At 73.1% G+C, this 26322-nt stretch carries 25 protein-coding genes; 12 read left to right on the plus strand and 13 right to left on the minus strand.

Annotated elements, in window-relative coordinates; translation table 11 throughout:
* Positions 1-257: 257 nt before the first annotated feature.
* The 3 genes from pcaDC to OO62_RS16570 all read left to right on the plus strand — a co-directional run bounded on the left by pcaDC (position 258) and on the right by OO62_RS16570 (position 2808).
* On the plus strand, positions 258-1256 hold the full coding sequence (gene pcaDC / locus OO62_RS16560) for a bifunctional 3-oxoadipate enol-lactonase/4-carboxymuconolactone decarboxylase PcaDC (RefSeq protein WP_248782294.1): 999 nt from the start codon (positions 258-260) through the stop codon (positions 1254-1256).
* Positions 1257-1333: 77 nt separating this feature from the next.
* Positions 1334-1975: an MBL fold metallo-hydrolase gene (locus tag OO62_RS16565; protein ID WP_033268184.1), complete on the plus strand. Its 642-nt coding sequence runs from the start codon at positions 1334-1336 to the stop codon at positions 1973-1975.
* Between the two features lie 53 nt (positions 1976-2028).
* Positions 2029-2808 (plus strand): exodeoxyribonuclease III, encoded by a 780-nt coding sequence (locus OO62_RS16570; protein ID WP_033268185.1) that lies wholly within the window; start codon positions 2029-2031, stop codon positions 2806-2808.
* A gap of 4 nt (positions 2809-2812) precedes the next feature.
* On the opposite strand, the gene OO62_RS16575 is transcribed toward OO62_RS16570, so the two are convergent.
* Complete coding sequence (locus OO62_RS16575) at positions 2813-4633, minus strand: SGNH/GDSL hydrolase family protein (RefSeq protein WP_033268186.1); 1821 nt, start codon at positions 4631-4633, stop codon at positions 2813-2815.
* Positions 4634-4847: 214 nt separating this feature from the next.
* Between OO62_RS16575 and OO62_RS16580 the strand changes: the two genes are divergently transcribed.
* From OO62_RS16580 to OO62_RS16600, 5 genes are all read left to right on the plus strand, one after another.
* Positions 4848-5288 (plus strand): DUF6278 family protein, encoded by a 441-nt coding sequence (locus tag OO62_RS16580; protein ID WP_033268187.1) that lies wholly within the window; start codon positions 4848-4850, stop codon positions 5286-5288.
* Between the two features lie 138 nt (positions 5289-5426).
* On the plus strand, positions 5427-6170 hold the full coding sequence (locus OO62_RS16585; RefSeq protein WP_033268188.1) for an amino acid ABC transporter ATP-binding protein: 744 nt from the start codon (positions 5427-5429) through the stop codon (positions 6168-6170).
* A 14-nt stretch (positions 6171-6184) separates the two neighbouring features.
* Entirely contained in the window at positions 6185-7114 is a 930-nt protein-coding gene (locus tag OO62_RS16590) for a glutamate ABC transporter substrate-binding protein (protein ID WP_033268189.1), read from the plus strand.
* Between the two features lie 19 nt (positions 7115-7133).
* Positions 7134-7778, plus strand: a complete 645-nt coding sequence (locus OO62_RS16595; protein WP_033268190.1) for an amino acid ABC transporter permease — start codon at positions 7134-7136, stop codon at positions 7776-7778.
* Positions 7775-8647 carry an amino acid ABC transporter permease gene (locus OO62_RS16600; protein ID WP_033268191.1) on the plus strand — a complete coding sequence of 291 codons (873 nt, stop codon included), beginning with the start codon at positions 7775-7777 and terminating at the stop codon, positions 8645-8647. Before OO62_RS16595 ends, OO62_RS16600 begins: the two co-directional genes overlap by 4 nt.
* A gap of 45 nt (positions 8648-8692) precedes the next feature.
* On the opposite strand, the gene OO62_RS16605 is transcribed toward OO62_RS16600, so the two are convergent.
* The 3 genes from OO62_RS16605 to OO62_RS16615 all read right to left on the minus strand — a co-directional run bounded on the left by OO62_RS16605 (position 8693) and on the right by OO62_RS16615 (position 11371).
* Entirely contained in the window at positions 8693-9157 is a 465-nt protein-coding gene (locus OO62_RS16605) for a hypothetical protein (RefSeq protein WP_033268192.1), read from the minus strand.
* Positions 9093-9620 carry a pyridoxamine 5'-phosphate oxidase family protein gene (locus tag OO62_RS16610; protein WP_078617206.1) on the minus strand — a complete coding sequence of 176 codons (528 nt, stop codon included), beginning with the start codon at positions 9618-9620 and terminating at the stop codon, positions 9093-9095. Before OO62_RS16610 ends, OO62_RS16605 begins: the two co-directional genes overlap by 65 nt.
* Before the next feature lie 152 nt (positions 9621-9772).
* Entirely contained in the window at positions 9773-11371 is a 1599-nt protein-coding gene (locus OO62_RS16615) for an alpha/beta fold hydrolase (protein WP_033268193.1), read from the minus strand.
* Between the two features lie 170 nt (positions 11372-11541).
* Between OO62_RS16615 and OO62_RS16620 the strand changes: the two genes are divergently transcribed.
* Entirely contained in the window at positions 11542-12420 is an 879-nt protein-coding gene (locus OO62_RS16620; protein WP_078617207.1) for a class I SAM-dependent methyltransferase, read from the plus strand.
* Here the strand turns inward: OO62_RS16620 and OO62_RS16625 are convergent.
* On the minus strand, positions 12405-13235 hold the full coding sequence (locus tag OO62_RS16625; protein WP_228332571.1) for an alpha/beta fold hydrolase: 831 nt from the start codon (positions 13233-13235) through the stop codon (positions 12405-12407). The genes OO62_RS16620 and OO62_RS16625 overlap by 16 nt on opposite strands.
* Positions 13236-13356: 121 nt before the next feature.
* On the opposite strand from OO62_RS16625, the gene OO62_RS16630 reads away from it, so the two are divergent.
* The gene (locus tag OO62_RS16630) at positions 13357-14685 is read left to right on the plus strand and encodes an aminotransferase-like domain-containing protein (RefSeq protein ID WP_033268195.1); all 1329 of its coding nucleotides are present in this window, start codon (positions 13357-13359) and stop codon (positions 14683-14685) included.
* Positions 14686-14694: 9 nt separating this feature from the next.
* Here OO62_RS16630 and OO62_RS16635 read toward each other — a convergent pair whose 3' ends face one another.
* The 4 genes from OO62_RS16635 to OO62_RS16650 all read right to left on the minus strand — a co-directional run bounded on the left by OO62_RS16635 (position 14695) and on the right by OO62_RS16650 (position 19785).
* Entirely contained in the window at positions 14695-14994 is a 300-nt protein-coding gene (locus OO62_RS16635; protein ID WP_033268196.1) for a hypothetical protein, read from the minus strand.
* Between the two features lie 83 nt (positions 14995-15077).
* A complete protein-coding gene (locus OO62_RS16640; protein WP_051733301.1) occupies positions 15078-16196 on the minus strand; it encodes a glutathione S-transferase family protein in 1119 nt (372 codons plus the stop codon).
* Positions 16197-16478: 282 nt separating this feature from the next.
* On the minus strand, positions 16479-17450 hold the full coding sequence (ligD, locus tag OO62_RS16645) for a non-homologous end-joining DNA ligase (RefSeq protein WP_033268197.1): 972 nt from the start codon (positions 17448-17450) through the stop codon (positions 16479-16481).
* A gap of 43 nt (positions 17451-17493) precedes the next feature.
* Positions 17494-19785, minus strand: a complete 2292-nt coding sequence (locus OO62_RS16650; protein ID WP_033268198.1) for an MMPL family transporter — start codon at positions 19783-19785, stop codon at positions 17494-17496.
* A 215-nt stretch (positions 19786-20000) separates the two neighbouring features.
* Between OO62_RS16650 and OO62_RS16655 the strand changes: the two genes are divergently transcribed.
* A complete protein-coding gene (locus OO62_RS16655) occupies positions 20001-20738 on the plus strand; it encodes an SDR family NAD(P)-dependent oxidoreductase (RefSeq protein ID WP_033268199.1) in 738 nt (245 codons plus the stop codon).
* 227 nt (positions 20739-20965) lie between these two features.
* Here OO62_RS16655 and OO62_RS16660 read toward each other — a convergent pair whose 3' ends face one another.
* The 3 genes from OO62_RS16660 to OO62_RS16670 form a co-directional block, all read right to left on the minus strand.
* Positions 20966-21847: a polysaccharide deacetylase family protein gene (locus OO62_RS16660; protein ID WP_033268200.1), complete on the minus strand. Its 882-nt coding sequence runs from the start codon at positions 21845-21847 to the stop codon at positions 20966-20968.
* 117 nt (positions 21848-21964) lie between these two features.
* Complete coding sequence (locus tag OO62_RS16665) at positions 21965-23065, minus strand: calcium:cation antiporter (RefSeq protein WP_033268201.1); 1101 nt, start codon at positions 23063-23065, stop codon at positions 21965-21967.
* A gap of 85 nt (positions 23066-23150) precedes the next feature.
* Positions 23151-23894, minus strand: a complete 744-nt coding sequence (locus OO62_RS16670; RefSeq protein WP_033268202.1) for a hypothetical protein — start codon at positions 23892-23894, stop codon at positions 23151-23153.
* A gap of 386 nt (positions 23895-24280) precedes the next feature.
* On the opposite strand from OO62_RS16670, the gene OO62_RS16675 reads away from it, so the two are divergent.
* A complete protein-coding gene (locus OO62_RS16675; protein ID WP_033268203.1) occupies positions 24281-25774 on the plus strand; it encodes an amidase in 1494 nt (497 codons plus the stop codon).
* Here OO62_RS16675 and OO62_RS16680 read toward each other — a convergent pair.
* Positions 25758-26312 (minus strand): isochorismatase family protein, encoded by a 555-nt coding sequence (locus OO62_RS16680; protein WP_033268204.1) that lies wholly within the window; start codon positions 26310-26312, stop codon positions 25758-25760. The two genes, OO62_RS16675 and OO62_RS16680, sit on opposite strands and share 17 nt — an antisense overlap.
* Between the last annotated feature and the right edge of the window lie 10 nt (positions 26313-26322).

Consider the following 26322-nt stretch of genomic DNA (forward strand, 5'->3'; position numbering starts at 1 on the left):
GATGTCGATGCACACCCGCAACGTCGCTTCTCTGGGCTAGCAGCCCTTGGTCCTGATCACGAGCAAGGCGCCGGGGCCGGACGAGCGGATCATGGTGAGCTACGACGAGCCGGGTCATCCAGTTGTCTACGTCGTCTTGGCGGTGAGGCCCTGACCTGCGCAAACTCCGCTTCGGGGGCGTGGGCGGAGGGCACACTCCGACGGCTCTTCCTGACCCGGGTGTCAGGATCGCGTCACGGAGTGGGTAGCGTGGTCGGGTGAGTGAGAAGACCACCCGCCCGCACCGGGTCACCTCCCTCGCGCTGGTGTCCTCGTCGCCGCGCTACGGCACCGCGGACGCCTGGCGGCAGCGCGGCGTGGTCATCCGGACGAACGGGCTCGACCCGATCGCCCGCACCGCGCCCGAGCACTGGTTCACCCCCGATTTCGCCGGCGCCCAGACCGCCATCGTCGAATGGGCCGTCCAGATGGTGCGGACCACCGACCCCGGCTGCTACATCGCCGCGTGCGAGGCGCTCGCCTCCTTCGACGTCCGGTCCTCCCTCGGCCGCATCGGCGTCCCCACGCTCGTCGTCGTCGGCTCCGAGGACCAGGTCACGCCGACCACCGACGCCCGCACGCTCGTCGCCGGGATACCGGACGCGAGCCTGGCGCTGGTGCCCGGCACCTCCCACCTCGCGCCGGTCGAGCAGCCCGCGGCCGTCACCGAGCTGCTCATCCGGCACTTCAGCACCGCCTGGCACGACAAGCCGGGCCCCGGCAGCCCGGCCGCCATCGGCGCCGCCGCCCCCAAGCCGCAGATCGCGCCCCCGCCGCCCCCGCAGGCGCCGCCCGTCGCCATCGAGTCCGGCATCGCCCAGCCGCACCCGGCCCGCGGCGGCGCGTACGAGGCGGGCATCAAGATCCGCCGCGAGGTGCTCGGCGACGCCCATGTCGACCGGGCCGAGGCCGCCGCCGACGACTTCACCGGCGACTTCCAGGACTTCCTCACCCGCTACGCCTGGGGCGAGACCTGGACGCGCCCCGGCTTGGACCGCCGTACCCGCAGCATCATCACGCTCACCGCGCTGGTCGCCCGCGGCCACCACGACGAGCTGGTCCTGCACACCCGCGCGGCCCTGCGCAACGGCCTGACCCCTTCGGAGATCAAGGAAGTCCTGCTGCACACCGCCGTGTACTGCGGCGTTCCGGCCGCCAATTCCGCCTTCCGCGTGGCCCAGCAGGTCATAAAGGAAGAGACGACCCCGGAGAGCTGACCGCCCGGGGGCGGGCGGGCGCGGTGCAGGCGCGGCGAACGGCCGTGCGAGGGGCGGGCGCGCGGCAAGATGGCCCCATGGAACTCATCAAGAAGACCCATGCCTGCGTCCGGTTGGAGAAGGACGGGCAGACGCTCGTCATCGACCCCGGTGTCTTCACCGAGGAGGACGCGGCCGTCGGCGCGGACGCGATCCTGGTCACCCATGAGCACATGGACCACTTCCACGAGGAGCGGTTGCGGGCCGGTATGGAGGCCAATCCGGGTGCGGAGATCTGGACCCTGGCCAGCGTGGCCGAGCAGCTCTCCGCGGCCTTCCCCGGGCGGGTGCACACGGTGGGGGAGGGCGACACCTTCACCGCGGCCGGCTTCGACGTCGAGGTGCACGGTCAGCTGCACGCCGTCATCCACCCCGACATCCCGCGCGTCACCAACGTCGGCTTCCTGCTGGACGGCGGCGCGGTGTTCCACCCCGGGGACGCGCTCACCGTCCCGGAGGGCCGTACGGTCGACACCCTGCTGGTGCCCGTGCACGCGCCCTGGAACAAGGTCGCCGAGGTGATCGACTACCTCCGTGAGGTGGCGCCGCGGCGGGCCGTCGACATCCACGACAGCCTGCTCCGGGACCATGCCCGCCCGATCTACGACTCCATGATCGACAAGCTGGGCGGCACCGACCACCGCCGGCTCTCGCCCGGCGGCAGCCTCCCGGTCGGCTGAGGCCGGCCGGCTGCGGACCCCGGCTGTCAGTACCTCGCTGTAAGTTGGCAGACATGCGCATCGCGACCTGGAACGTCAATTCGATCACCGCCCGCCTCCCCAGGCTGCTGGCCTGGCTGGAGAGCAGCAGCACGGACGTGCTGTGCCTCCAGGAGACCAAGTGCGCCGTCGAGCAATTCCCGTTCGAGCAGCTGCGCGAGCTCGGATACGAGGCCGCGGTGAACGCCAACGGGCGGTGGAACGGCGTGGCCGTGCTGTCCCGGGTGGGGCTCGACGACGTGGTCATGGGCCTGCCCGGCGGCCCGGACTACGACGGGCTCCAGGAGCCGCGGGCCGTCTCGGCGACCTGCGGCGGGGCCCGCGTCTGGTCGGTGTACGTCCCCAACGGCCGCGAGGTCGACCACGCGCACTACACCTACAAGCTCGGCTGGTTCGAGGCGCTGAAGACCGCGGTCGCCGAGGACGCGGCGGGCACCCGCCCGTTCGCGGTCCTCGGCGACTACAACGTCGCGCCCACCGACGAGGACGTCTGGGACCCCGCCGTGTTCGTCGGCGCCACCCACGTCACGCCCGCCGAGCGCGCCGCCCTGGCCGCCCTGCGGGAGGCCGGCCTGACGGACGTCGTGCCGCGCCCCCTGAAGTACGACCGGCCCTACACGTACTGGGACTACCGGCAGCTCGCGTTCCCGAAGAACCGCGGGATGCGTATCGACCTGGTCTACGGCAACGAACCGTTCGCCAAGGCCGTCTCCGACGCCTACGTGGACCGCGAGGAGCGCAAGGGCAAGGGCGCCTCGGACCACGCCCCGGTCGTGGTGGACCTCGACGTCTGACGCGTCACCCCCGCCCCGGTACGAGCGTCCGCAGGTCCACGGCCTCGCCCAGTGCCCGCAGGCCCGCGTCTCCGGGGTGGAGGTGGTCCCCGCTGTCGTAGCCGGGCAGCATCCGCCCCGGGTGCGCGGGGTCGCGGAGGACGGCGTCGAAGTCCAGGGTCGCGTCGAAGGCGGCGCCGGCATCCGCGCGGACGGCGGTGTTGACCGCCTGGCGACGGGTCTCGACGGCGGCGGTGCAGTCGGGGTAGCCCTCACAGGGCGCGACGGTCGCCACGACCACCCGCAGCCCCCGCTCGTGCGCCCGCCGGGCCAGCGCCCGCAGACCGGCGACGACCTCCTCCGCCGAGGTCCCCCAGCGCACGTCGTTGATGCCCTCGAAGACCACCACCGTTCGCGCCCCGGGCTGCGCCAGCACGTCGCGCTCCAGCCGGTGCCCGGCGCTGACCCCGCCGGTGTCGGCGCTGACCCCGTCGCCCTGATAGCGGTCGGTGACGACGCGGTTCGCCGAGATGCCGTGGTTGAGCACGCCGTAGCGCGGCAGCGCGTGCTGCGCCTGGAAGCGGGCGGCGAGCACGTCCGGCCAGCGGTGGTTGGCGCCGCTGGTCGACTTCACCCCGTCGGTGATCGAATCGCCCAGCGCCACGACCGAGCCGGGGCCGCCCCGGACGTCGACTCCCGTCAGGAACGGCCAGCTGCTCATCGTCTCCGGGTAGGCCGCGCCCCCGGCGTCCCCGGTGCGGTCCCCGCTGCCGGCCGCGCTCAGATACGAGAGCTGTGCCGCCTCCTGGTGCACCGGCGCCGCCGTGACCGTCCCCGGCAGGTGGAGGCTCACCAGCAGATCGGTGCCGGGCGGCACGGTGAAGGCCGCCGGATCGCTGAACGCCTCCGCGCCGGCCGGCACGCGGACGCCGGCCCGTCCCCGCCCGAAGGTCAGCGGGACGGGTGCGTGCTTCGCCGCCGCGCCCGTGCCGCGTACCGCGATGCTGGCCGCCGCTATCTCCACCGGCGCCGCCGCGAAGGTGTTGGCGATCCGGATCCGCGCCCCCGGCCCGCCCGCGCCGCTGTGCACGACCAGCCGCAGCGTGCGGTCCGTCCACGGACCGACGGCCCGGTAGCCGGCCGTGCTCGCCGCCCAACTGCCGGTCCGTCCGCGGGCGGTGTCCCGTACCGCGACCGCGAAGACGTGCAGGGCCCCGGCGGAGCGGGACGCCCCGGGCAGGACCACGGACGCGACCTCCCGCCCCGGCCGCAGCGGCACCGCCACCGCGTACAGCCGCACCGGCCCCGCCGACTGCCCGCCGGCGCCGTTCAGATGCGGCAGTGCGACCGCCTTGGTGGTCAGCGGGCCGGACCGCCAGTCGGGCGCGGTGAGTTCGTAGGAGCTGCGCGAGCCGTCCCGGTAGCGCACGGTGCCGGTGCCGCCGGCCGTGCCGCCCGTCCCGGCGACCAGGAACGCCAGCGCGTCGCCCCGGCCGCGTACCGCCACCGCCTGCCCGTCCGCCCGTACGTTGTCCGGTTGCCCGGCGGCCGTGCGGGGCCGGCTGAGCCGTGCCCCGTCGAGGGTGAGGACGCTGCCCGGCGACCAGCCGGCCGCCGCCAGATCCTGGGCGGACAGCGAGTGGCCCGCGCCGTCGAAGTCCGCGGCGCCGGGACGGGAGTTGTCACTGACGGCCGTGTTGTCGAACAGCCTCGCCAGGGGCTGCGGGGCGCCGGGGCGCGCGGTGCGGCCGGGCGAGGCGGCGGCCGCGCCGGCCGGGGCGACGGACGGCGACGCCGTCACGGCGAGCAGCAGGGTCAGGGCGTTGCCCCATCGTCGTAGGCGCATCGGTCGGTGTCCCTCCGGGAGGCGTCAACGGGCAGGTGTGCGCGGCGATCCGGCGGGCGCCCCGAGGTGCGAGAGGCTCCCGCGGATCGCGCCGATCCGATCCGAGCGCCATGAAGGTAGGGAGGCGGAGGGGGAGCGTCAAGGTGACGAACGGCGCGCGATCACGCCGCGCGCCTGTGGCCCCGGCCACAGGTCCGGTGGGACCCTGCAGACCATGAACATGTCTTTCCTGGACAAGTGGCGCAAGCGGCACCGCGCACACGGTTCCGTGCCGCTCGCGGAGTCGGTGCGGGCCGATCCCGGCAGCGTCGTCGAGCTGCTGTCCGAATGCCCGCTGCTGCGGGCCCAGGCCACTGCCGCGGGGGTGGAACTGGACGACTCCGTACGGTCGTTGGAGCGGCTGGACCAGCTCCAGCCGGTCTGGCGGGACGACCCGGAGGTGCTGCCCTGGCTGGGCAACGACGCGGGCCTCTACCTCGGCACGGTCCTGGTGCGTACGGTCCCCGGTGCGGTCTGGCACGTCTGGCCGGACGGGCAGCCGGTGGTCCGGCTGGCGTCCGGGCGGGAGGTCGACGTGGTGGCGGCGGGCCACGACTGGGCCGACACGGGCGCGCCGGAACTCTCCCAGCTCTACGCCGAGGTCTCCGAGACCTGACGCCGGCGCGCGTGCGGCGGGATTGGCTGACTTATCAACCCCTATCTGCTGATACGTGCGTGTCAGTGGAGAAGCATCCCTTTTACGCCGGTAGGTTGCAGGCTCTCGCTGTACGGATGAGAGTGGGCAGGACTGCATATGGCCGGTGATGCGCTGATCGAGATGCGCGGGGTCAACAAGCACTTCGGAAAGCTGCATGTCCTCCAGGACATCGACCTCATCGTTCACCGCGGAGAGGTGGTCGTGGTCATCGGGCCCTCGGGCGGGGGGAAGTCCACCCTGTGCCGGGCCGTCAACCGCCTGGAGACCGTCGAGTCCGGCACCATCGAACTGGACGGCCGGCCGCTGCCCGACGAGGGCCGGGCGCTTGCCCAGTTGCGTGCCGACGTCGGCATGGTCTTCCAGTCCTTCAACCTCTTCGCCCACAAGACCGTGCTCGAGAACATCATGCTGGCGCCGGTCAAGGTCCGCAGGATGAAGAAGGACGAGGCCGCGCGGCGCGCCCGCGAGCTGCTGGACCGGGTGGGGCTCGCCTCCCAGGCCGACAAGTATCCGGCGCAGCTCTCCGGCGGTCAGCAGCAGCGGGTGGCCATCGCCCGCGCCCTGGCCATGGATCCCAAGGTGCTGCTCTTCGACGAGCCGACCTCCGCGCTGGATCCGGAGATGATCAACGAGGTGCTGGAGGTCATGCGCCAGCTCGCCCGGGACGGCATGACGATGGTCGTGGTCACCCATGAGATGGGCTTCGCCCGCTCCGCCGCCAACCGCGTGGTGTTCATGGACGACGGCCGGGTCGTCGAGGACCGCACCCCCGAGGAGTTCTTCACCGCACCGCGCAGCGAGCGGGCCAAGGACTTCCTCTCCAAGATCCTCAAGCACTGAACGGGGGCGCCGCGATGCCGCACCGTCACTCCACGCGCCTGCGCCGCACCCTGGTGGCCCTCGCGCTCGCCCTGCTCACGCTGGCCGTCGCCGGCTGCGGCCGGGAGGGCAGCCCGCCGGTCAAGGGCCCCAAGGGCAGCGAACTGCCCACGTACCCGGTCGCGAAGAACTTCAGCCTGCCGGAGTCGCCGACCTGGGAGAGGGCCAAGCGCCGCGGCCATCTCGTCATCGGCGTCAAGGAGGACCAGCCCTACCTCGGCGAGAAGGACCCGGCCACCGGGATCTACACCGGATTCGACATCGAGATCGCCAAGATGATGTCGGCCGCCCTCGGCTTCCCGCCGTCCACCATCCAGTTCCAGACGATCTCCTCCGCCAACCGCGAGACGGCCCTGCAGAACGGCCAGATCGACATGTACGTCGGTACGTACACCATCAACGACAAGCGGAAGAAGCTGGTGGGCTTCGCCGGCCCCTACTACCTGGCCGGCCAGTCGCTGCTGGTGCGCACCGACGAGAACGACATCAAGGGCCCGCAGGACCTGGCCGGCAAACGCGTCTGCTCGGCGGCCGGCTCGACGCCGTACCAGCGCATCCAGGCCGAGTACCCCAAGGCCGTCCTGGTCGCCTACGACACCTACTCGGTGTGCGTCGACAACCTGCTCACCTATCAGGTCGACGCGGTCACCACCGACGACGCGATCCTGCTGGGCTACGCCGCCAAGGTGCCCGAGGAGCTGAAGGTGGTCGGCAAGCCGTTCTCGGAGGAGCCGTACGGCATCGGCGTCCCGCGCGCCGACAACGCGCTGCGCTTCGCGCTCGACGACGCGCTCGCCGCGGCCGAGAAGAACGGCAACTGGAGGAAGGCGTACGACGCGACCCTCGGCCTGTCCGGGGTCCCCGCCCCCGAGCCGCCCCCGATCGACCGCTACCCGGCGACCTGAGGAGCCAAGGAACCGACCGATGAACGTTCTCCTCGACAACCTCTCCCTCTACGGGGAGGGTCTGCTGGGCACCGTCGAACTGACCGTGTACGCCTCGCTGCTCGCGCTCGTGCTCGGCTTCCTCATGGCGGCCTTCCGGGTCGCGCCGGTCGCCTCGCTGCGGGTGTTCGGCACGGCGTGGGTGACGGTGCTGCGCAACACGCCGCTGACCCTGCTGTTCTTCGCCGTCGTACTGGGCCTGCCGCGCTTCGGGCTGGTCCTGCCCTTCAAGCTCTTCGCCATCCTGGCGCTCGGCTGCTACACCTCCGCCTTCATCTGCGAGGCGGTGCGGTCGGGCATCAACACCGTCCCGGTCGGCCAGGGCGAGGCGGCCCGCAGCCTCGGCATGACCTTCCCGCAGACGCTCGGCGAGATCGTCCTCCCGCAGGCGTTCCGGTCCGTGATCCCGCCGATCGGCTCGACGCTGATCGCGCTCGCCAAGAACTCCGCGATCGCCGGCGCCTTCAGCGTCGTCGAGCTGCTCGGTGTCTACAAGCCGCTCAGCGAGCGCGGCTACAACATCATCTGGACCTTCTTCTGGATCGCCGTCGGCTATCTGCTCGTGACCCTGACCATCAGCGCGATCTTCAACGTCCTGGAGAAGCGCTTCGGAGTCGCCTCATGATCACCACGACCGCCCTCTACGACGTTCCGGGCCCGCGGACCCGGGCGCGGCACCGGCTCTACGCCATCGGCGCGACGGTCGCGATCCTCGCGCTGGCCGGCTGGGTCCTCTACCTCCTCTTCACCACCGGGCAGTTCACCGCGGCGAAGTGGAGTCCCTTCCTCTACAAGGGAATTCAGGAGCTGCTGCTCAACGGGCTCGGCAACACCCTGAAGGCGTTCGTCCTCGCGGCGGTGCTGTCGCTGGCGCTCGGCGCGGTGCTGGCCGTCGGCCGGCTCTCCGACCACCGGGCCCTGCGCTGGGTGTGCACGCTGGTGGTGGAGTTCTTCCGGGCGATGCCCCTGCTGGTCATGATCTTCTTCATTTACGTGGCGCTTCAGGTGGCGCCGCTGCCCGCGCTGGTCGCCGGGCTGACGCTCTACAACGGCTCGGTGCTCGCCGAGGTCTTCCGCAGCGGCGTCAACGCCGTCGACCGCGGTCAGCGGGAGGCCGCCTACGCGCTGGGCATGCGCAAGACCCAGGTCATGACGCATGTGCTGGTGCCGCAGGCGGTCCGGGCGATGCTCCCGGCGATCATCAGCCAGCTGGTGGTCGCCCTGAAGGACACCTCGCTCGGCTTCCTCATCACCTACGAGGAGTTCCTGCACGCCGGCAAGCTCATCGCCTCCAACCTCGACTACGACCTGCCGTTCATCCCCGTCGTCATGGTCATCTCGCCGGTCTACATCGGGATGTGCATGCTGCTGTCCTGGCTGGCCAACTGGGTCGCCCGGCGGCAGCAGCGCAACCCCAAGGTCGAGGCCGTCGCCGTGGCGGCGGCGGAGCCGGGCAACCTGATGACCGGCGGCCCTCAGCCGCCCGTGCGGTGAGCGGCGCCCCCGGCGGCCCGGGCGTCCCCGTCCGGCGCCCGCCGTTCAGCGGACGCGGCGCGCCATCCAGGGGCTGAGCGCGCCGTGGAATATCAGCTCCCGGTACGTCTCGTCGCCGGGCAGCGGCACGACCAGCCACTGCCCGGGCGGGAAGAACCGCGCCGTGACGTGGGCGAGTCCGCCGTACACCGAGCGCAGGAACGCCGGTACCGCGTCCCGCGGCACATCGGCGAACTCCACCCCGTCCACGGTGATCGTCGCATCGTCCTCCGGGAAGAGCTGGACGGTGACGGCCGGGGTTCCGCCGAGCTCCACGAAGGCTTCGTGCGGCAGCGAGCCGTCCGGGTCCAGGACGGTGAACGCCCCGGCGGCGGTCCGCCGGGAGGTCCGGTCCGCGCCGATGTCGTCGGTGACCGTGACCTCCAGGCCGTGCGCGTCGGCGAGGTCACGGACGGCGGCGACGGCTGACTCGGTCGTGGGCAGATGCGGGTGCGGTGCTGGATTCCCCATGTCCACGATCATCCCGCAGGGGACGATTCCGGGCACACCGGCCCCGGGCTGATCCGAAAGACACGGCCTGGACCCGCCACACCCCGTCCCGCATCAACTCCCGCTCCGGCAGCTCGTTCACTTCCCGCCAGGCCAGAATCCGGTGCGGCCGGAAGGAGAGGAAGACCCAGGCGTCGCGGCCCCGCGGGTCCCAGCCGAGCTTCGCGGCGAACGCCGCACCGGTGTCCTCCGGCAGCGCGTCGGAGGCGAGGACCTCCGCCGTGCTCTCCAGGAGCACCACGTCCCGGGTGGGCCCCAGGGCCATCCGGCACGCCCCGTTGGCCGCGAGGTTGCGGGCCGTCGGGTTGTTCTTCCTGGTGGCCATCACCAGCCGCTCGCCGTGCCAGACGAACGACAGCGGTACCAGGCACGGCGTGCCGTCGCGGGAGGCCGTGGACACCCAGGCGTCCTCGTCGTCCCGCAGTCGTTCGAGCGCGTCCCGCTTGCGTTGCCCGGCGTCGCGTGCCGGTGGCCTGACGGTGAGGGCGGGAGGCTAACGGGCCTGTGCCGCCCGCCGCTTCGGCCGTCAGCCGTAGGACCGGGGACCTACGGCTGAGGCGAAGCCGGTGCCGTCGTTCAGTCGCGCACCGGGACCGAGACGTACGACGGGTCGTCCGCCGGCGAGGAGAAGGTCAGCCGGGCGCCGCTCGGGTTGTGCTCGATGTAGAGCGGGTCGACGGTGTCGACGACCACCGTGAGCCGGTGGCCGGCCGGGACGTCGTAGGCGGTGGAGAACAGGTCCAGGTCGACGCCGAAGGGCTGGTCCGGGGTCTTGTCGTGGAAGGTGAACGGCGCGTGGGTGACCAGCTTGCCGAGACCGAGCGGGCCCACGTCGTAGAGGTACGCGATGGCGGTGCCGCTCTCGGCGGTGCTGGTCATGGTGGTGTGCAGATGGGTGGTGCCGCGGACCCGCTGCCCGGTCGCGTAGCGCTCGGACTTCCAGACGGCGGCCAGCGAGCGCGGCAGCAGCGGGATCGAGGCCATCGGCGGCAGCCGCAGGAACTGGTCCAGCATGCTGGAGAGGAAGATGATCCCGCCGTCGGCGCCGGAGTCCCAGTTGGTGTTGATCCGCTGGCTGCCGTCCAGTTCGATCCTGCGGTGCGCGGACGGTACGTCCTGCCAGCTCTTGTAGCCCTCGTACGCCCCGGTGGAGCGGGACTTCAGAAGGACCGGCGACTCGCGGTCGATGCCGTTGTCCACGCCCTTGAGGTAGTGGTCGAACCACCGCTCGGTGTTGGTCCAGGTGTCGTTGGGGAGCCCGAACAGCCCGGTCGCCTCGGCCGTCGCGTGGTCGCCGGGCCGGAACTCCAGCCGCTTGGGGCCCTTGAGCTTCTCGTAGAAGTCGGCGTACTGGTTGGGCGGGAAGAGCGAATCGCCCCAGGCGTTCCCCAACATGATCGCCGCGCCGTTCGCATTGATCCGGTCGAGGTAGGTGGCGGGGGAGCGCTTCTTCCCCCACGCGATCATGTCCGGTTCCTTGGCGAGGTTGGACGCGAAGAAGTTCTTGAGGATCGTCTGGAGTTCGGGGCTGGGCCGCCCGGTCAGCGCGCCCGCGCCGCCGAGCATCGCCGCCGCCTGCACGTGCTGGGTGCGCCCGCTGTAGATCGAGTCGATCAGGTTCGCCCAGCCGCTGAGCGCCGCGACCGCCTTGATCCGCTTGTCGAACGCGGACGCCAGCAGGCTGATCCCGGCCCCGTACGAGACGCCGCCCATGCCGACCTTCTGCGGATCGGCCGGCGTGTGGGCGAGCGCCCAGTCGATGACCTTCGAGGCGTCGGCGATGTCCTGCGGACCGGCCGTCTCGATCTGCCCACCGGACTGCCAGAACCCGCGCGAGTTGTATCCGACGACGACATAGCCCGCGTCGGCCAGTTTCTTGGCCTGCGCCATGTATTCGACCTGCGGCATCGCCCAGCTGGTGGGCAGCACGATGACCGGGTAGCGCTTGGTGCCGTCGGCGTCGGCCGGGGTGAAGACGTTAGCCTTGAGAGTGACCCCGCCGTCGCCCTCGAGGTCGACGAACCGGACGTCGGGCCCGGCGGCCGCGGCCGCGGTCCGGGCGGACTCCGGTGCGGCTGCCTCGGCGGTGGCCGGCGCGATGAGAACCGTGGTGGCCAGTACGGCCGCCGAGACGGTGCCGATCGCGGCACGCAGCGTCGTGCGGGAGGGCGTCATCTTCTGCTCCAGATCTCGAAGCGGGCCGGCCGTACGCTGTCCGAGGACAGGAGGGGCGTACGCCGGTCCGAGGTGACTGGAGAGTAAGGTCCGTTCCTTACCTGTGGTAACCCGTCGGTAGGTTACGGCTGGGTAACACCCTTGAAAGCAAAGGAAGTCGGGGGGCTGCGGTGGGGACGCCGTTCGATGACAGCGAGCGCCGGGTGTGGGCGGGGAGCGCGGCCGCGTACGCGATCGGGTTCGGCAGGCTCTGCGCGCACACGGTGTCGTGGCTGCTGGACGCGGCGGGGGTGGGGGAGGGGACGCGGGTGCTGGACGTCGGGACGGGCACCGGCTCGGTCGCCGCGGCAGCGGGTGCGCGCGGCGCGCGGGTCATCGCCGTGGACGCCGAGCCCGACATGGCCCGCCGGACCCGCGACGCGGTGCCCGGCGCCCGCGTCCAGATCGCCGCGCTGCCGCAACTCCCTTTCCGCGACAGCCGGTTCGACGCCACCGTCGGCAACTTCGTCCTCAATCACGTCGGACGGCCGCGCGCGGCCCTGGCCGAGCTGCGGCGGGTGACCCGGCCGGGCGGGCGGATCGCGCTGACGGTCTGGGCCGCGCCGCCGGCATCGGGACAGGCGCTCCTCGGGCGCGCCGTCCAGGCCGCCGGCGTGCCGCGCCCGCCGCATCTGCCGGCGCTCGCACCCGAGGACGACTTCCCGCGCACGGCGGACGGTCTGACCGGTCTGCTGCGGGGTGCGGGACTGGTGCGCGCCGGCTGCCGTCCGCTGGTCTGGGACCACCGGACGACGCCCGAGGAGTGGTGGCACGGCCCGGCGGCCGGAGTGGCGACCATCGGCCGGATCGTGACCGGCCAAGGACCGGCCACCACCCAGCGGATCCGGCGTCACTTCACCGCGCTGGCCGCCGAGTTCACGGAATCCGATGGCACCTTGGTGCTCCCGCACGCGGCCTTGCTGGCGTACGGGGAGGTGGCCGGCGGGGACGCGGAGGCCGGTGGCGGCTCGGCACCCGGTGCGAACCGGGGCGACTACGACGCGCGCTGAGCGGCCGGTGCGGACACCGCCGGCAGGCCGTCCAGGAACTCCGCCAGCACGGCGTTGAATTCCTGCTCCCGCTCCAGATTGGGCATGTGCGCCGCCCCCTCGATGACCGCCAACGTACCGGCGGGCACGCCCTCGTGGAGGACGCGGGCGTCGCTCACCGGGGTGTACTCGTCGTCCGCACCGACCACGACCAGCACCGGCACCGCGATATCCGCGAGCAGGTCCGTGTAGTCGGGGCGTTCGGCGCGCCCGCGCAGCGCCGCGGCCGCGCCTTCGGGCGGGGTGCTGGTCATCATTCCCAGGACGTGGCGGGCCACCTCGGGGCGGCGTGCGGCGGTGTGCGGCGCGATCATCTTCGTCAGGACCTCGTGGGCGTAACCGTCCATCCCCTCCCGTACGAGGCGGTCCGCCATGGCGTGGCGGGCGGCCCGGCCCTCGGCCGTCTCCGCCGCGGCGAAGGTGTCCGCGAGGACCACGGCGCGTATCCGGTCCGGGAAGAGCCGGTGGAACTCCATGACGATCTGCCCGCCCATCGACAGGCCGCCGAGGACGAAGCGCTCGATGCCCAGCCGGTCGAGCAGGGCCACGGTGTCGCGTACGAAGGTCTCCAGCGGGGTGGTGCCCGGCACCACCGAACTCTCGCCGTAACCGCGCAGGTCCGGGGCGATCACCCGCCAGCCGGCCCGGGCGAAGTGCTCGATCTGCGGGCGCCACATCGAGCGGTTGAACGGATGGCCGTGCACGAGGACCAGCGCCTCGCCGGTGCCCCGGTCCTCGTAGCCGATGGTGATCTCTTCGAAAACTGCGGTTCCCACCCTGCGCATCCCCTCTGCGGCGACTTGACACCTCGATGCTATGAGGGGCAATCTCTCGGCGCAATAAAAACAATGTGCTCGGTGCAATGTGCCGATGCGCCGTGCGGCTGGGGAGTGAGCGATGGACGACTACCGGGCGATCGCCGAGGGGGTCGCCGCGGACATCGCGGCGGGCCGGCTGCGCCCCGGCGACCGGCTGCCGCCGCTGCGCCGGTTCGCCCGCGACCGGCGGATCGCGAGTTCGACGGCGGCCCGGGTGTACCGCGAACTGGGCCGACGGGGGCTGACGGTCGGCGAGGTCGGCCGGGGCACCTTCGTCCGCGCGGCCGCCCCGACGGTCGAGCCGGCACTGGCCGAACCGGGGGAGGCCGCGGTCGACCTGGAGATCAACTTCCCGGTCCTGCCGGAGCAGCCCGCACTGCTCGCCAAGAGCCTGGAGCCGTTGCTGCGCCCGGACGCCCTGGCCGGCGCGCTCCGTGCGGTGGGTGCGGCCGGCACGGCCGCCGCCCGGCAGGCCGCCGCGGCGCACCTCGCGCGCGGTGGCTGGGCCCCGGACCCGGGCCGCCTGCTGTTCGCCGGCAACGGCCGGCAGGCCCTGGCCGCCGCCCTCGCCGCCCTGGTCCCGGCCGGCGAGCGCCTCGGCGTCGAAGCGCTCACCTATCCCGTCGTCAAGGGCATCGCGGCCCGCCTCGGCGTCACGCTCGTTCCCCTCGCCATGGACGAACACGGTCTGACGCCCGGGGCGCTGCGGGCCGCCGCCCCGCTGCGCGCCGTCTACCTCCAGCCGACGCTGCACAACCCGCTCGGCCACACCATGCCCGACGCCCGCCGTGCCGAACTCGCCGATGTCCTTGCGGAGTTGGACCTGTACGCGATTGAGGACGCCATCTACGGCTTCCTCCGCGACGACCTGCCGCCCTTCGCGGCCCACGCGCCGGAGCGCACCTTCGTGGTCGACAGCCTGTCCAAGCGGCTGGCGCCCGGGCTGTCCCTGGGCTTCCTCACGGTGCCCGCGGGCCGCACCCAGGACGCCGCCGCGGCGCTGCGCTCGGGGACCTGGACGGCGTCCCGCTTCGCGCTGGAGGCGGCGACCCGCTGGATGGCGGACGGGACCGCGGCGGCCGTGGAGGAGGCGAAGCGGGGCGATGCGGCGGCGCGCCAGCTCCTGGTCGCCGAGCGGCTCGCCGGCTTCCGGGTACGGGCCGATCCGCACGCCTATCACTGCTGGTGGGAACTGCCGGAGCCGTGGCGGGCCGACACCTTCGTCGCGGCCGCCGCGCGCCGCGGTATCGCGGTCACCCCCGCCGGGGCGTTCGCCGTCGGCACCGGTCACGCGCCCAACGCCGTACGGCTGGCGCTCGCCTCTCCGTCCCACGGCGCCCTGGCCGAAGCCCTCGGCGTGCTGGGCGAGTTGGCGCACGGATCCCCGGAGGACACCGGACCGGAGTGAGGGTGCGGGTCAGGTGCCGCTCATCAGGTCCCCGAGACCGATGCGCAGGTCGTCCATGTTCATCACCGGCTGGATCGAGACCTTCGCGTGCAGCTCCATGAAGAACGATTCGAGCACCGGGGGCATCTGTGACGACTGCTGCATGTCGAAGTAGAAGAAGCAGGTGCGGTCGCCGCCGTCGAGGGTGAAGTAGGCGGCCTCCGGTTTGAGGGCGGCGACGGCCGTCTCCATGATCTTCGGCATGCTGCCGCTCCGGAGGGCATCATTGCCGGCTTCGGTCGGTATCTGCGCCTTCAGGACCATCCTCATCGGTCTCACTCCTCGCAGGGATCTCAGGGTCTCGGCATCGCGCAGTTCGCACCGCTTGTCGTTATGCGTCCCTGTTTGTTCTCTCAGGGTCTCACGGCGGGGCGGCCCCGGTCAGTGGAGCCGGTGCGCGGGTGCGGACCCCCTAAGGAGCCGAGCCGCAGCCGTTCGGGGTGGCCGCTGGGCGGCACTTCCTCGTCCGGGGGCACCGGTCCCGGAGGGGTGCCGTCACCGAACGGGCGGCCGCCCAACTCCTCGCGGTGGTGCGGCGTCAGCCAGCCGGACAGGTCCGGGCCGAGCGGGACGACGCCGGTCGGGTTGATGCCCGTGTGCACCCGGTAGTAGTGCTGCTTGATGTGGTGGAAGTCGACGGTGTCGCCGAAGCCCGGCGTCTGGTAGAGATCCTTGGCGTACGCCCACAGCACCGGGTCCTCGGCCAGCTTGAAGCGGTTGCACTTGAAGTGCCCGTGGTAGACGGCGTCGAAGCGGACCAGCGTGGTGAACAGTCGGATGTCGGCCTCCGTGAGGGTGTCGCCCATCAGGTAGCGCTGCTCGGACAGCCGCTCCGACAGCAGGTCCAGGCGCCGGAACAGATCGTGGAAGGCGGCCTCGTACTCGCCCTGCCCGGTGGCGAAACCGGCCCGGTAGACGCCGTTGTTGACGTCGCGGTAGACGCCCGCCATCACGACGTCCATCTCCTCGCGCAGTGCCTCGGGGTACAGGTCGGGCGCCCCGGCCCGGTGCAGTGCCCGCCATTCCGTCGCGAAGTCCAGGGTGATCTGCTGGTAGTCGTTGGTGACCAGCTTGCCGCTGGGCACGTCGACGATCGCGGGGACGCTGACCCCGCCGGGGTAGCCCTTCTCGCGGGCGTCGTACGCCTCGCGCAGGAAGTGGATGCCGAGCACCGGGTCCCGCCCGTCCGGATCGAGCGTGAAGCGCCAGCTGCGGTCGTCCTGGAGGGGGTCGGCGACGGCGAGCGAGAGGGCGCCCTCCAGGCCGAGCAGCCGTCGGGAGATGAGGGCCCGGCTCGCCCACGGGCAGGCGCGGCTGGCCACCAGCCGGTAGCGGCCGGCCTCGACCGGCCAGCCGTCGCGGCCGTCCGCCGTGATGCGGTCCGCGAAGTGGCTCCTGGAGCGCTTGAAGGACGTTCTGCCGTATTCGGTGTTGCCGCACGTGGTGCTGGTGTCGGTGTGCTGGGAGGGCATCGCCGGCTCCTTCCGTCCGCGGATGCGCGCCGTGCTCAGGGCGAGCCTTCCCCGCGTCGCGCGGTTATCCCCGCGTATCAGCCGCCCGGCGCACCGTCGCGTGCCGGCATGTCGGGAAGGGCGATATCGCTGCCCTTGTCACTGCCATTATCGAGACCGGAATTCCGAAAGGGTGGGACGGGCTCCGTGGACCCGCGGAAGACTTCCCGGTGGGTGGTGGCGGAACTCGTCGGTAGCCTTCCCGCACCCGTCTCACCGGGGCAGCCGTCCCCGCCGCGAAGCTCAGCCGAGCCGCGTCAGATCGGGCCGGAGCCGGTGCCAGACCGGATGCCGCAGCCGCCCCGCGGCGGTCCAGCCGGTGAGCGTGATCTCGGCGACCAGCCGGGGCTCGGTCCAGTGCACGCCCGACGCGTCCACGGGGTTGACGAACGGGGAGTGGTCGCGCGGGATCACCCCCAGATACTGGGCGAGCCCGTGGCGTTCCCGGTCGGACAGTCCCGAGCCGACCGAACCGACGTAACGCAGCCCGGCCGGCTCCGCGACGCCGGCCAGCACCGAACCGGGCAGTCCGGCGAGGCTGCCGTGCCCCTCCGTCCACCCTCCGATGATCACGTCGAGGGTCTGCAGATGCTTCGTCTTGCGCCACTCGGGTGAGCGGACGCCGGGCAGGTACGCCGAGCCCAGCCGCTTGGCCACGACCCCTTCCAGCCCGCCCTGCAGCGAGGCGTCCCACGCCTGCTGCGCATGCCCCGCGACGTAGGCGGGCGCCGACCAGTTGGGGCCCCGCAGCCGCAGCCCCGACAGCAGGGAACGGCGCTCGTGGTACGGCGAGCCGAGCAGCGAACCACCCAGGTGCATGAGGTCGAAGAGCACCAGATGCACCGGGTGCTCCATCGCCAGCCGGGCCGTACGGCGTGGGTTCACCACGCCCATCCGCCGCTGCAGCAGCCCGAAGTCCGGCCGCCCGCGCGCGTCCAGCACCACCACCTCGCCGTCCAGCACCGCGGACCGCCCCCGCAACTGCTCACCGAGAGGAGCCAGCTCCGGATACGTCATGGTCGCGTCGTTGCCCGCCCGGGTGACCAGCCGGACCGTGCCGTCACCAGGGGTGTTGACGATGCAGCGGGCGCCGTCCCACTTGGCCTCGAACGCCCACTCCGCCTCCTCGTGCTCGTCGGGCAGCGGCCCGATCGTGGCCAGCATCGGCCGGATCACGGGGTACGGGGCCGAGCCGTGCTCGGCGGTCGGGGCCATGGTTCGATCATCGGGCGCGCCGCAGCCTTCCGCACCCGCCCGCCTACCCGTGCCCCGCGGGGTACGGCGCGCGGTCCGGCAGCCGCTCCTCGCCCTCGGCGTTCACCCGCGGCAGGATCCGGTCCAGCCACCGCGGCGTCCACCAGGCCGCCGGCCCCAGCAGCGTCAGCACCGCCGGGACCAGCAGCAGCCGGACCACGGTGGCGTCGATCAGCACGCTCACGGCCAGCCCCAGGCCCAGCATCTTCACCACGACGTTGTCGCTGAGCAGGAAGGCCGCGAAGACGCTGACCATGATCAGGGCGGCACAGGTGATGACCCGGGCGGTGATCTCCAGGGCGTGCGCGACGCTGCCCCGGGAGTCGCCGGTACGCAGCCACGCCTCGTGCACCCGCGACAGCAGGAAGATCTCGTAGTCCATGCTCAGCCCGAAGACGATCGCGAACATCATCATCGGGACGTAGCTCTCGATCGGCACCGTGCCCGCGACGCCGAGCGCCGGGCCGCCCCAGCCCCACTGGAAGACGGCGACCACCACGCCGTACGAGGCGGCGATCGACAGCACGTTGAGCACCGCCGCCTTCAGCGCGACCAGCACGCCCCGGAAGACGATCAGGATGAGCAGGAAGGCGAGCGCCACCACCACGGCGATGATCAGCGGCAGCCGGCTGGAGACGAGGTCGAGGAAGTCGACCTGGCCGGCCGTCGTCCCCGTCACATAGCCGTGCCCGTCGGTGCCCCGCACCGCCCGCGGCAGCACCTCGTCCTTGAGCCGGTTCACCAGCGCGGTGGTCCCGGCATCCTGCGGGGACTGCGCGGAGTACGCGGTGCCGGTCAGCACCGCGCCGTCCGGGGTGGCCTTGAGCGGGGTGACGTAGACCGCGCCCGGGACCTGGGCGAGCACCTGCCCGGCCTGCGTGGCCAGCATCTTGCGGTCGGCCTGCGGGACGTCCGACTCGTCGACGACCAGCGTCAGCGGCCCGTTGGAGCCGGGGCCGAACGCCGCGGACATCAGGTCGAAGGCGCGCCGGTCGGTGAAGGACTTCGGGTCGGCGCCGTCGCCGATGTGACCGAGCTGGATCGAGAAGAGCGGGACGGCCAGCACGCACACCACGAGCACGCCGCCGGCCAGATACCACCAGGGGCGGCGCTCCACCCGCTGCGCGTACCGGTGCCAGGTGCCGCGCGGCTGCTCGCCCGGCGCGGCGTCGGTCTCGGCGATCGGTCTGCGGACGTGCAGCCGGTCGATCCGGCGGCCGATCAGTCCGAGCAGCGCCGGTACCAGGGTGAGCGCGCCGAGCACCGCGGAGACCACGGTCAGGGCGGCCGCCACGCCCAGTTTCCCGATGAAGGTCAGGCCCGAGACCCACAGCCCCATCAGGGCGATGACGACCGTGCAGCCCGACACCAGGACCGCGCGGCCGCTGGTGGCGACGGCCCGGCCCGCCGCGGTGACCGGATCGGAGCCGTCCATCAGGTTCTGCCGGTGCCGGGTGAGCAGGAAGAGCGCGTAGTCGATGCCCACGCCGAGGCCGATCATCGTGGCCAGGGTGGGCGAGACGGTGGCGAACAGGAAGGCGGCCGCGAGCAGTCCCAGGCCGGCCAGCCCGCAGAGCGCGCTGATCAGCGCGGTCACCAACGGCAGCACCGCCGCCAGCACACTGCCGAAGCCGGTCAGCAGCACCAGCACCGCGACCGCGAAGCCGATCACCTCGCTGGTCCGGTCGTCGGGCGCGGGGCGGGCCAGCTCGCCCAGCGGCCCGCCGTACTCCACCTGCACGCCCGCGGCGCGCAGCGGCTGCACGGCCGCGTCGACGCCGTGCAGATAGTCCGGTGACAGGGTGGACGGCTGGACGCTGAAGCGCACCGTGATGTACGCCGTCCGCCCGTCGTCGGACAGCGGGCCGACATTCGGCGTCCCCGGCGGGGGCTTGGCGGGCGGTGCGCCGGGCGGCGGCAGCGGGCTCTGCGCGGACAGCACGTCCGGGAGTGCGCCGAGGGCGGTGACGGCGCTGCCGATCCGGCTGCCGAAGGCGGTGAGCGGCCGGGCCGCGTCGTGCAGCACCACCTGGCTGCTGTAGCCGCCGGCCTTCGGCTCGTGTCGCTGGAGCACCTCGCGGCCCTGCGCCGACTGGACGCCGGGCAACGCGAAGTCGTCGGAGTACTCGCCCCCGTACGCGCGCTGCAGGAGCTGGAGGCCCACCAGCGCGGCCAGCCACAGCGCCAGCACCACCACGCAGTGCCGGGCACACCACTGTCCGAGCCGCCGCAGGGCCCCCTTCGTGAGGGCGGCCTCCGGCGCGGCGGTGGCGCCCGGGGACTTCGGCAACGGCATCCAGGCTCCCGATGAGGCCGGCGCTGCGGGGCAGCTGCGGACATTTCGCATTCAACGACAGGTCGCGAACGGCGGCACGCGCAGTGCGGGAGACGGAGGACGGCGGGCGGCGGCGCACGGCCCGGCTGCCCGCCCGAGCCCGGCTCCGGCGCGTTCCCTAAGATCGTTTCCGTCAGGGCGTGTGGTGGGCCGAGCTGTTGAGGGGAAGGTGGCCGATGAGCCGGGCGGTTGTGGTGACGGGGGCCTCGCGGGGGATCGGGCGGGCCGTCGCGGAGGCGTTCGCCGCGGGTGGGGACCGGGTCGCGGTGCACTACGGCGCGCGGCGCGGCGCGGCGGAGGAGACGCTGGCGGGGCTGGCGGGGAGCGGGCACGTCCTGGTGGGGGGCGATGTCGGCACGCCGCAGGGCGCGGAGGCGGTCGTCGAGGCGGCCGTGGACGGGCTGGGTGGCGTCGATGTCCTGATCAACAATGCCGCCGTGAACGTGGCGCACCCGCTGGACCGCACCTCCTTCGAGGAGTGGCAGCACGCCTGGCGGCAGATCGTGGACGTGAACCTGCTGGGGGCGGCGCACCTGAGCTACTGCGCGGCGCGGAACATGATCGAGCGGGAGGTGGAGGGGCGCATCATCAACATCGGGTCGCGCGGCGCCTTCCGCGGCGAGCCGGACCATCCCGCGTACGGCGCCTCCAAGGCGGCGCTGCAGGCGATGGGGCAGTCGCTGGCGGTGCACCTCGCGCCGTACGGGATCGGTGTGGCGTCCGTCGCCCCCGGCTTCGTGCAGACCGAACGGGTCGCCGAGCGCCTGACGGACGAGGTGCGGCAGCAGAGCCCGTTCGGCCGGGTCGCGTCCCCGCGGGACATCGCCGCGGCCGTGCACCACCTCGCGTCGCCGGAGGCGCTCTGGTCCTCGGGGGCGGTGCTCGACGTCAACGGCGCCTCGTACCTGAGGTGACGGGCGCCGGCCCGGTCCGCGAAAGGAACGGGCCGCGAAAAAAGAGAGGCCCCGGCCGAACGGGGGAATTCGGCCGGGGCGGCAAAGCGGGCACGGGGGGAGCCCGCTTGCGTTTGAACGATAAACCATTGACACCGGTGTCAGCACGCCGGGTGACCGTTCTCACCCATTGATGCCCTTTGTCGCCGATGTGGTGCCGCGCGCCCCGGCCCCGTCCCGCCCGCTCCTCAGGGGGTGATCCGCACCGGACGGTAGCCGTCGTCCAGCAGGCGGGGAAGGTACCGGTCCAGCGCGCCGACGGTCTGGCCGCGCCCGCCGCCCCCGTCGTGCGACAGCACGATCGCGCCCGGGCGGATCTCCGCCATGACGGTGTCGACGATCTCCGGCACGCCGGGGCTCGTCCAGTCCTCCGAGTCGACCGCCCAGCCGACCGGCGACATGCCCAGCTCGTTGCAGATGTCCAGCGAGGGGTCGTCCCAGGCGCCGTACGGGGCCCGGGCGAGAGTCGGTGCGGCGCCCAGGACGTCGTCGATCAGGCTGCTGGTACGGCCGAGTTCACTGCGGACCGCACCCGGGGGCAGGGTCGGCAGCTGAGGGTGGGTCCAGGTGTGGTTGGCGACGACATGGCCCTGGTCGGCGATGTCCCGCAGCAGGCCGGGGAAGGCCGCGGCGCGCTCCCCGATGACGAAGAAGGTGGCCTGCGTGTCGTGCCGGCGCAGGACCCGCAGGATCTCCGGGGTGTAGCGGGGGTGCGGCCCGTCGTCGAAGGTCAGGAAGATCTCCCGGCGGTCGGTGGAGAGCACGTGCGCCACCTCCGGGTGCGGCGGCGAGGCGCCGGGGCCGGAGAGCGAGGGCTCGCCGGCCATCGGGCGGAGCCGGTACGTCTCCGTGGTGCTCGCCCCGCCGGTGTGCCCCGACGAGGCGGCCGGACCGCCGCCCGCGGTGGCCGCGCGCGGCGGGCGGCCCTTCCCCTGCTCCTCCGCGCCCGAAGGCGACGCCCCCTCGTCCGGCCCGAACAGGACGCGGCCCGCGGACAGCGCGCCGACCGCGAACGCGGCCTGGAGGAACCACCGCCGGGAACGGGAAGTTGTGTGCTTATCCGACTCCATCTCCTACGTGCTCTCACGCGGCCCCGGGTGAGAGCGGGAGCGACACCGCACGCGCGGGGTTCCCTACCCGATCAGCTGGCACGCGGCGCGCGCCGGCCGCCGCGCCCGGGACCCGCGCTACGGGCTGACGGCCAGCACGATGTACGCCGCCAGCAGCGCGAGATGGACGCCGCCCTGCAACGGCGTGGCGCGCCCGGGGATGACCGTCAGGGTGCCGACGATCACGGTCAGCGCGAGCAGCACCATATGGCTGGCGCCCAGGCCCAGCAGTAGCGGACCCGGCAGCCAGACCGTGGCCAGCGCGACCGCGGGGATGGTCAGCCCGATGCTGGCCATCGCCGAGCCCAGGCCGAGATTGAGGCTGGTCTGCACGCGGTCGCGCTGGGCCGCGCGGACCGCCGCGACGGTCTCCGGCAGCAGCACCAGCAGCGCGATGACGATGCCCACCACCGACGACGGCAGACCGGCCGCGGCCACGCCGGACTCGATCGTCGGCGAGACCGCCTTGGCCAGCCCGACCACCGAGATCAGCGCCAGCGCCAGCAGGGCCAGGCTGATCAGCGCGGCCCGCGCGGTCGGCGGATCCGCGTGGTCCTCGGTGTCGATCACCTCGCCGGTCGAGGTCACCGGCAGGAAGTAGTCCCGGTGCCGGATGGTCTGAGTGGTCACGAACAGGCCGTAGAGGGTCAGCGCGGCCAGCGCGGCGAAGACCAGCTGCGGGGTGGAGAACCGCGGGCCCGGCGTGGTGGTGGTGAACGTCGGCAGGACCAGGCTGAGCCCGGCCACCGTCGCGACCGCGGCCAGCGCCGCGCCGGTCCCCTCCGCGTTGAACACCGCCACCTTGCGCTTGAGCGAACCGACCAGCAGACACAGCCCGACGATCCCGTTGCAGGTGATCATCACCGCCGCGAAGACGGTGTCCCGGGCCAGCGCGGCACTCTTCTCCCCGCCGTCCACCATCAGCGTGACGATCAGCGCCACCTCGATGACGGTCACCGCGACCGCCAGCACCAGTGACCCGAACGGCTCACCCACCCGGTGCGCGATCACCTCGGCGTGGTGCACCGCGGCCAGCACCGCCCCGGCCAGGAAGTACGCCACCAACCCGACGAGCGGGGGCGGCAGCGACCGTCCCCACGTCAGGGCCAGCAGCACCACCGCCAGCACCGGCACCACGGTGGTCCAGTGCCGCGCGGTCGAACGAAGTCCGGCGATCATGCCGTCGAGCCTCGCAGACCGCCCGGGCAGCCGCCCGCCGGCTGCGCCGGTCAGCCGCAGCCGCGGGCCGGCCGCCGCACCGGGCTCAGGAAGCCGCCCGGTGCCCCTTGCTCTCCGCCGCCGTCGTCGCGGCCTTGGTGACATCGGCGACCAGCTCGACCACATCGGGGCCGTACGCCTGCGAGTTGACCACCTTCAGCAGCAGGCAGAACTGGCCGTCGGCACCGTGCTTACGGGCCAGCCGGGCCCGGTTCCGCACGAGGTGGCGCACCGCGGCCCGGTGGGTGACCGGCCGCTGACCGGCCGCCAGGAACACCGGCCGGCCGCCCTCCCCGGCCGTCAGCCGGGCCAGCAGGACGTACTCCACCGCGCCGGGCTCCACCCGGTACGACGAGCCGCCGACCGCGAACGTGCCGCGGCCCGTGCCGGACTCGTCGCCCGGGTGCACCGCGACGCCCGGCAGCAGACTCGCCAGGTGCGCCGCCAGCCTGCGGTGCGCGGTGGGATCACCGACGCAGAACTCGGTCCGCGCGCCGAAGCCCTGCAGACCGGTGTCGTGCGGCGCGACCTCGGGGTGCGCCCCGCAGTTCTCGATCACCGCGGCCAGCCCGAGCAGCGCCAGCGCGTCGTGGCGCGGAATGCTCCACTGGGCCGAGGAGCTGTCCCGGTGGGTGACCAGGACGCACTCCGAACCCTCCGGCAGCCCGAAGAAGCTCCTCTCGCGGGCCAGCCTCCGGCGGACCGCGGCTGACTGCACGGCCCAGCCGGCCGCCAGCCCCACGACGAGGGCCACGGCCGCGACGGTCAGGAGCAGCAGGGTGTCATCCATGGCGGGGGAGCGTAGCGGCACCCCGGCCGGGTGTTCGAGGGCGGGGCCGCCGGGACGCGTCCCGGCACCCGAAATGCCCCCTGTCGTCGGGTAGTTGACCCGAGTGGGCTCCGGCCCCTGGCCGCGCCCTCTCGCCCGCTTCGGACGCGCAGCCCGCCGCACCGCCCCGGCGGCGGAGAAGGTACGGCTCGGCGCGGGTCCACCCCTCGTGGCGCCGCTGGCGGGGGCCGGGGACGGTAACACCGCCGACCCGCGGCGGGGCGCTGTGTGCCGTCCGTGTGTCGTCGATGTGCCGCGCCGCGCGGCGTCGTTGATGGTCAAGGCGGTGGCGACTAGCCTCCTGGGACCGTTCGTTCGAATGGGCGGTCCCAGGGAGGGCACGCAGCGTGAGCGTTGACGAGAGCCAGGAGAGCGGGCCCGGAGCCCCGGCCCGGTACATCGGCGAGGTGGGGGAGTGGGAGGGCCTGGCCGAACAGGCCCGGGCGCTCGCCGACGGCCGGGTCTCCTCGACCGCGCTGGTCCGCCGGTCGCTGGAGCGCATCGAGGCCACCCAGGACACCGTCAACGCGTTCCGCCGGGTACGCGCCGAGGCGGCGCTGCTGGAGGCCGCGGCCGCCGACCGCCGGCTGGCCGCCGGGGAGCGGCTGCCGCTGCTCGGGGTGCCGGTCGCGGTCAAGGACGACACCGACGTGGCGGGTGAGCCGACCGCGTTCGGCTGCGCCGGTGAGTTCCCGCCCAAGGAACGCGACGCCGAGGTGGTCCGGCGGCTGCGCGCGGCCGGCGCCGTCATCGTTGGCAAGACCAACGCCTGCGAGCTGGGGCAGTGGCCGTTCACCGAGGGCCCGGCCTTCGGCAACACCTGCAACCCGTGGAACCTCGCGCACACCCCCGGCGGCTCCTCCGGCGGCTCGGCCGCCGCCGTCGCGGCCGGCCTCGTACCGGCCGCGCTCGGCACCGACGGGGCCGGCTCGGTCCGCATCCCCGCCGCCTGGTCGCACCTGGTCGGCATCAAGCCCCAGCGCGGGCGCATCTCCACCTGGCCGGACCCCGAGTCCTTCCAGGGCATCACCGGCATCGGCCCGCTGGCCCGTACGGTCGAGGACGCCGCGCTGCTGCTGGACGTGGCCAGCGGCAACCACGAGGGCGACCTGCACCGGCCGCCGGCCGTCGCGGCCCGTGAGGCGGCCGGACGCGACCCGGGGCGGCTGCGGATCGCGCTCTCCTGGAAGGCGCCGCTCACCTTCACCCGCAAGCCGCTGCACCCCGACGTGCGGGCCGCGGTGACGTCGGTCGCCCGCACCCTGGCCGGGCTCGGCCACCTCGTGGAGGAGGCCGAGCCGGACTACGGGCTGATCGGACTGGCCTTCGTCCCGCGCGCCACGGCCGGGGTGGGGGAGTGGGCGGACCGGGTGCCCGACCGCTGCCTCCTGGACCGCCGGACCCGGGGCGCGGCGCGGATGGGCCGGCTGCTCGGCGGGCCCGTACTGCGCCGGGCCCGCGCCGTCGAGAAGCGTCAACAGCGGCGTATCGGCGCCCTGTTCGGCCCCTACGACGTCCTGCTGACGCCGACCACCGCCACCCCGCCCCCGCGCATCGGCACCCTCGCCGCACTGAACGGCTGGCAGACGGACAAGGCCATGATCGCCGCCTGCCCGTACGCCTGGCCGTGGAACGTGCTCGGCTGGCCGGGCGTGAGCGTCCCGGCCGGCTTCAGCGGCGACGGACTGCCGCTGGGCGCCCAGCTCCTCGGCCCGGCCCACAGCGAGCCCCGGCTGATCTCGCTGGCCGCCCAGCTCCAGGACGCGCTGCGCTGGCACGAGCGCCGGCCGGCCCAACGCCCGGCGCCGCCCGACCCGGCCGGCGTCACCCGAGGAGCGTGAGGATCGCCTCGGTGGTGCCGGTCTCCCCCAGCCGCGGGAAGATCTTCGCCACGCTGTTGCGGTGCGCCGCCTCGTCCATGTCGGTCACCGCGTCGGTGGCGACGGTGACGTGGTAGCCGTGCTCGTGCGCGGCGCGGGCGGTGGACTCCACGCCGATGCTGGTGGCGATGCCGGCGAGGACGATCTGCGTCACGCCCCGGCGGCGCAGCTCCGCGTCCAGCTCGGTGCCGTGGAAGGCGCCCCACCGCTGCTTGGTGACGGTGAGGTCGCCGGGCTGCCGGTCGAGTTCGGGCACCAGCTCCGCCCAGTCGGCGGGCGGCGTGGCGCCGCGCGGCGCGGACTCCGTACGGCCGGGCGCGACGCCGGTCACGTTGACCAGGACGACGGGCAGCCCGCGGGCGCGGAACGCCGCGGCCAGCCGCGCGCCGCGCTCGACGACCTCGGCGGCGGGCAGCGGTGCCGTGGGCAGGCCGGCGATGCCCTTCTGAAGGTCGATCAGGACCAGGGCGGTCTGCGGGTCGAGGGTGGTGGCGGGCATGCGTACTCCT

It is taken from the genome of Streptomyces lydicus (assembly GCF_000717345.1).
GTDB lineage: Bacteria > Actinomycetota > Actinomycetes > Streptomycetales > Streptomycetaceae > Streptomyces > Streptomyces lydicus.

Excerpts from the sequence above, each read along its gene's own strand:
- OO62_RS16585 (WP_033268188.1), top strand. The coding sequence starts at position 5,427 with ATGGCCGGTGATGCGCTGATCGAGATGCGCGGGGTCAACAAGCACTTC.
- OO62_RS16600 (WP_033268191.1), top strand. The coding sequence starts at position 7,775 with ATGATCACCACGACCGCCCTCTACGACGTTCCGGGCCCGCGGACCCGG.
- OO62_RS16660 (WP_033268200.1), bottom strand. The coding sequence starts at position 21,847 with ATGGAGTCGGATAAGCACACAACTTCCCGTTCCCGGCGGTGGTTCCTC.
- OO62_RS16680 (WP_033268204.1), bottom strand. The coding sequence starts at position 26,312 with ATGCCCGCCACCACCCTCGACCCGCAGACCGCCCTGGTCCTGATCGAC.
- OO62_RS16650 (WP_033268198.1), bottom strand. The coding sequence starts at position 19,785 with ATGCCGTTGCCGAAGTCCCCGGGCGCCACCGCCGCGCCGGAGGCCGCC.
- OO62_RS16580 (WP_033268187.1), top strand. The coding sequence starts at position 4,848 with ATGAACATGTCTTTCCTGGACAAGTGGCGCAAGCGGCACCGCGCACAC.
- ligD (WP_033268197.1), bottom strand. The coding sequence starts at position 17,450 with ATGGCCCCGACCGCCGAGCACGGCTCGGCCCCGTACCCCGTGATCCGG.
- OO62_RS16630 (WP_033268195.1), top strand. The coding sequence starts at position 13,357 with ATGGACGACTACCGGGCGATCGCCGAGGGGGTCGCCGCGGACATCGCG.
- OO62_RS16575 (WP_033268186.1), bottom strand. The coding sequence starts at position 4,633 with ATGCGCCTACGACGATGGGGCAACGCCCTGACCCTGCTGCTCGCCGTG.
- OO62_RS16605 (WP_033268192.1), bottom strand. The coding sequence starts at position 9,157 with ATGGGGAATCCAGCACCGCACCCGCATCTGCCCACGACCGAGTCAGCC.
- OO62_RS16565 (WP_033268184.1), top strand. The coding sequence starts at position 1,334 with ATGGAACTCATCAAGAAGACCCATGCCTGCGTCCGGTTGGAGAAGGAC.
- OO62_RS16570 (WP_033268185.1), top strand. The coding sequence starts at position 2,029 with ATGCGCATCGCGACCTGGAACGTCAATTCGATCACCGCCCGCCTCCCC.
- OO62_RS16655 (WP_033268199.1), top strand. The coding sequence starts at position 20,001 with ATGAGCCGGGCGGTTGTGGTGACGGGGGCCTCGCGGGGGATCGGGCGG.
- OO62_RS16595 (WP_033268190.1), top strand. The coding sequence starts at position 7,134 with ATGAACGTTCTCCTCGACAACCTCTCCCTCTACGGGGAGGGTCTGCTG.
- OO62_RS16615 (WP_033268193.1), bottom strand. The coding sequence starts at position 11,371 with ATGACGCCCTCCCGCACGACGCTGCGTGCCGCGATCGGCACCGTCTCG.
- OO62_RS16640 (WP_051733301.1), bottom strand. The coding sequence starts at position 16,196 with ATGCCCTCCCAGCACACCGACACCAGCACCACGTGCGGCAACACCGAA.
- OO62_RS16665 (WP_033268201.1), bottom strand. The coding sequence starts at position 23,065 with ATGATCGCCGGACTTCGTTCGACCGCGCGGCACTGGACCACCGTGGTG.
- OO62_RS16635 (WP_033268196.1), bottom strand. The coding sequence starts at position 14,994 with ATGAGGATGGTCCTGAAGGCGCAGATACCGACCGAAGCCGGCAATGAT.
- OO62_RS16670 (WP_033268202.1), bottom strand. The coding sequence starts at position 23,894 with ATGGATGACACCCTGCTGCTCCTGACCGTCGCGGCCGTGGCCCTCGTC.
- OO62_RS16590 (WP_033268189.1), top strand. The coding sequence starts at position 6,185 with ATGCCGCACCGTCACTCCACGCGCCTGCGCCGCACCCTGGTGGCCCTC.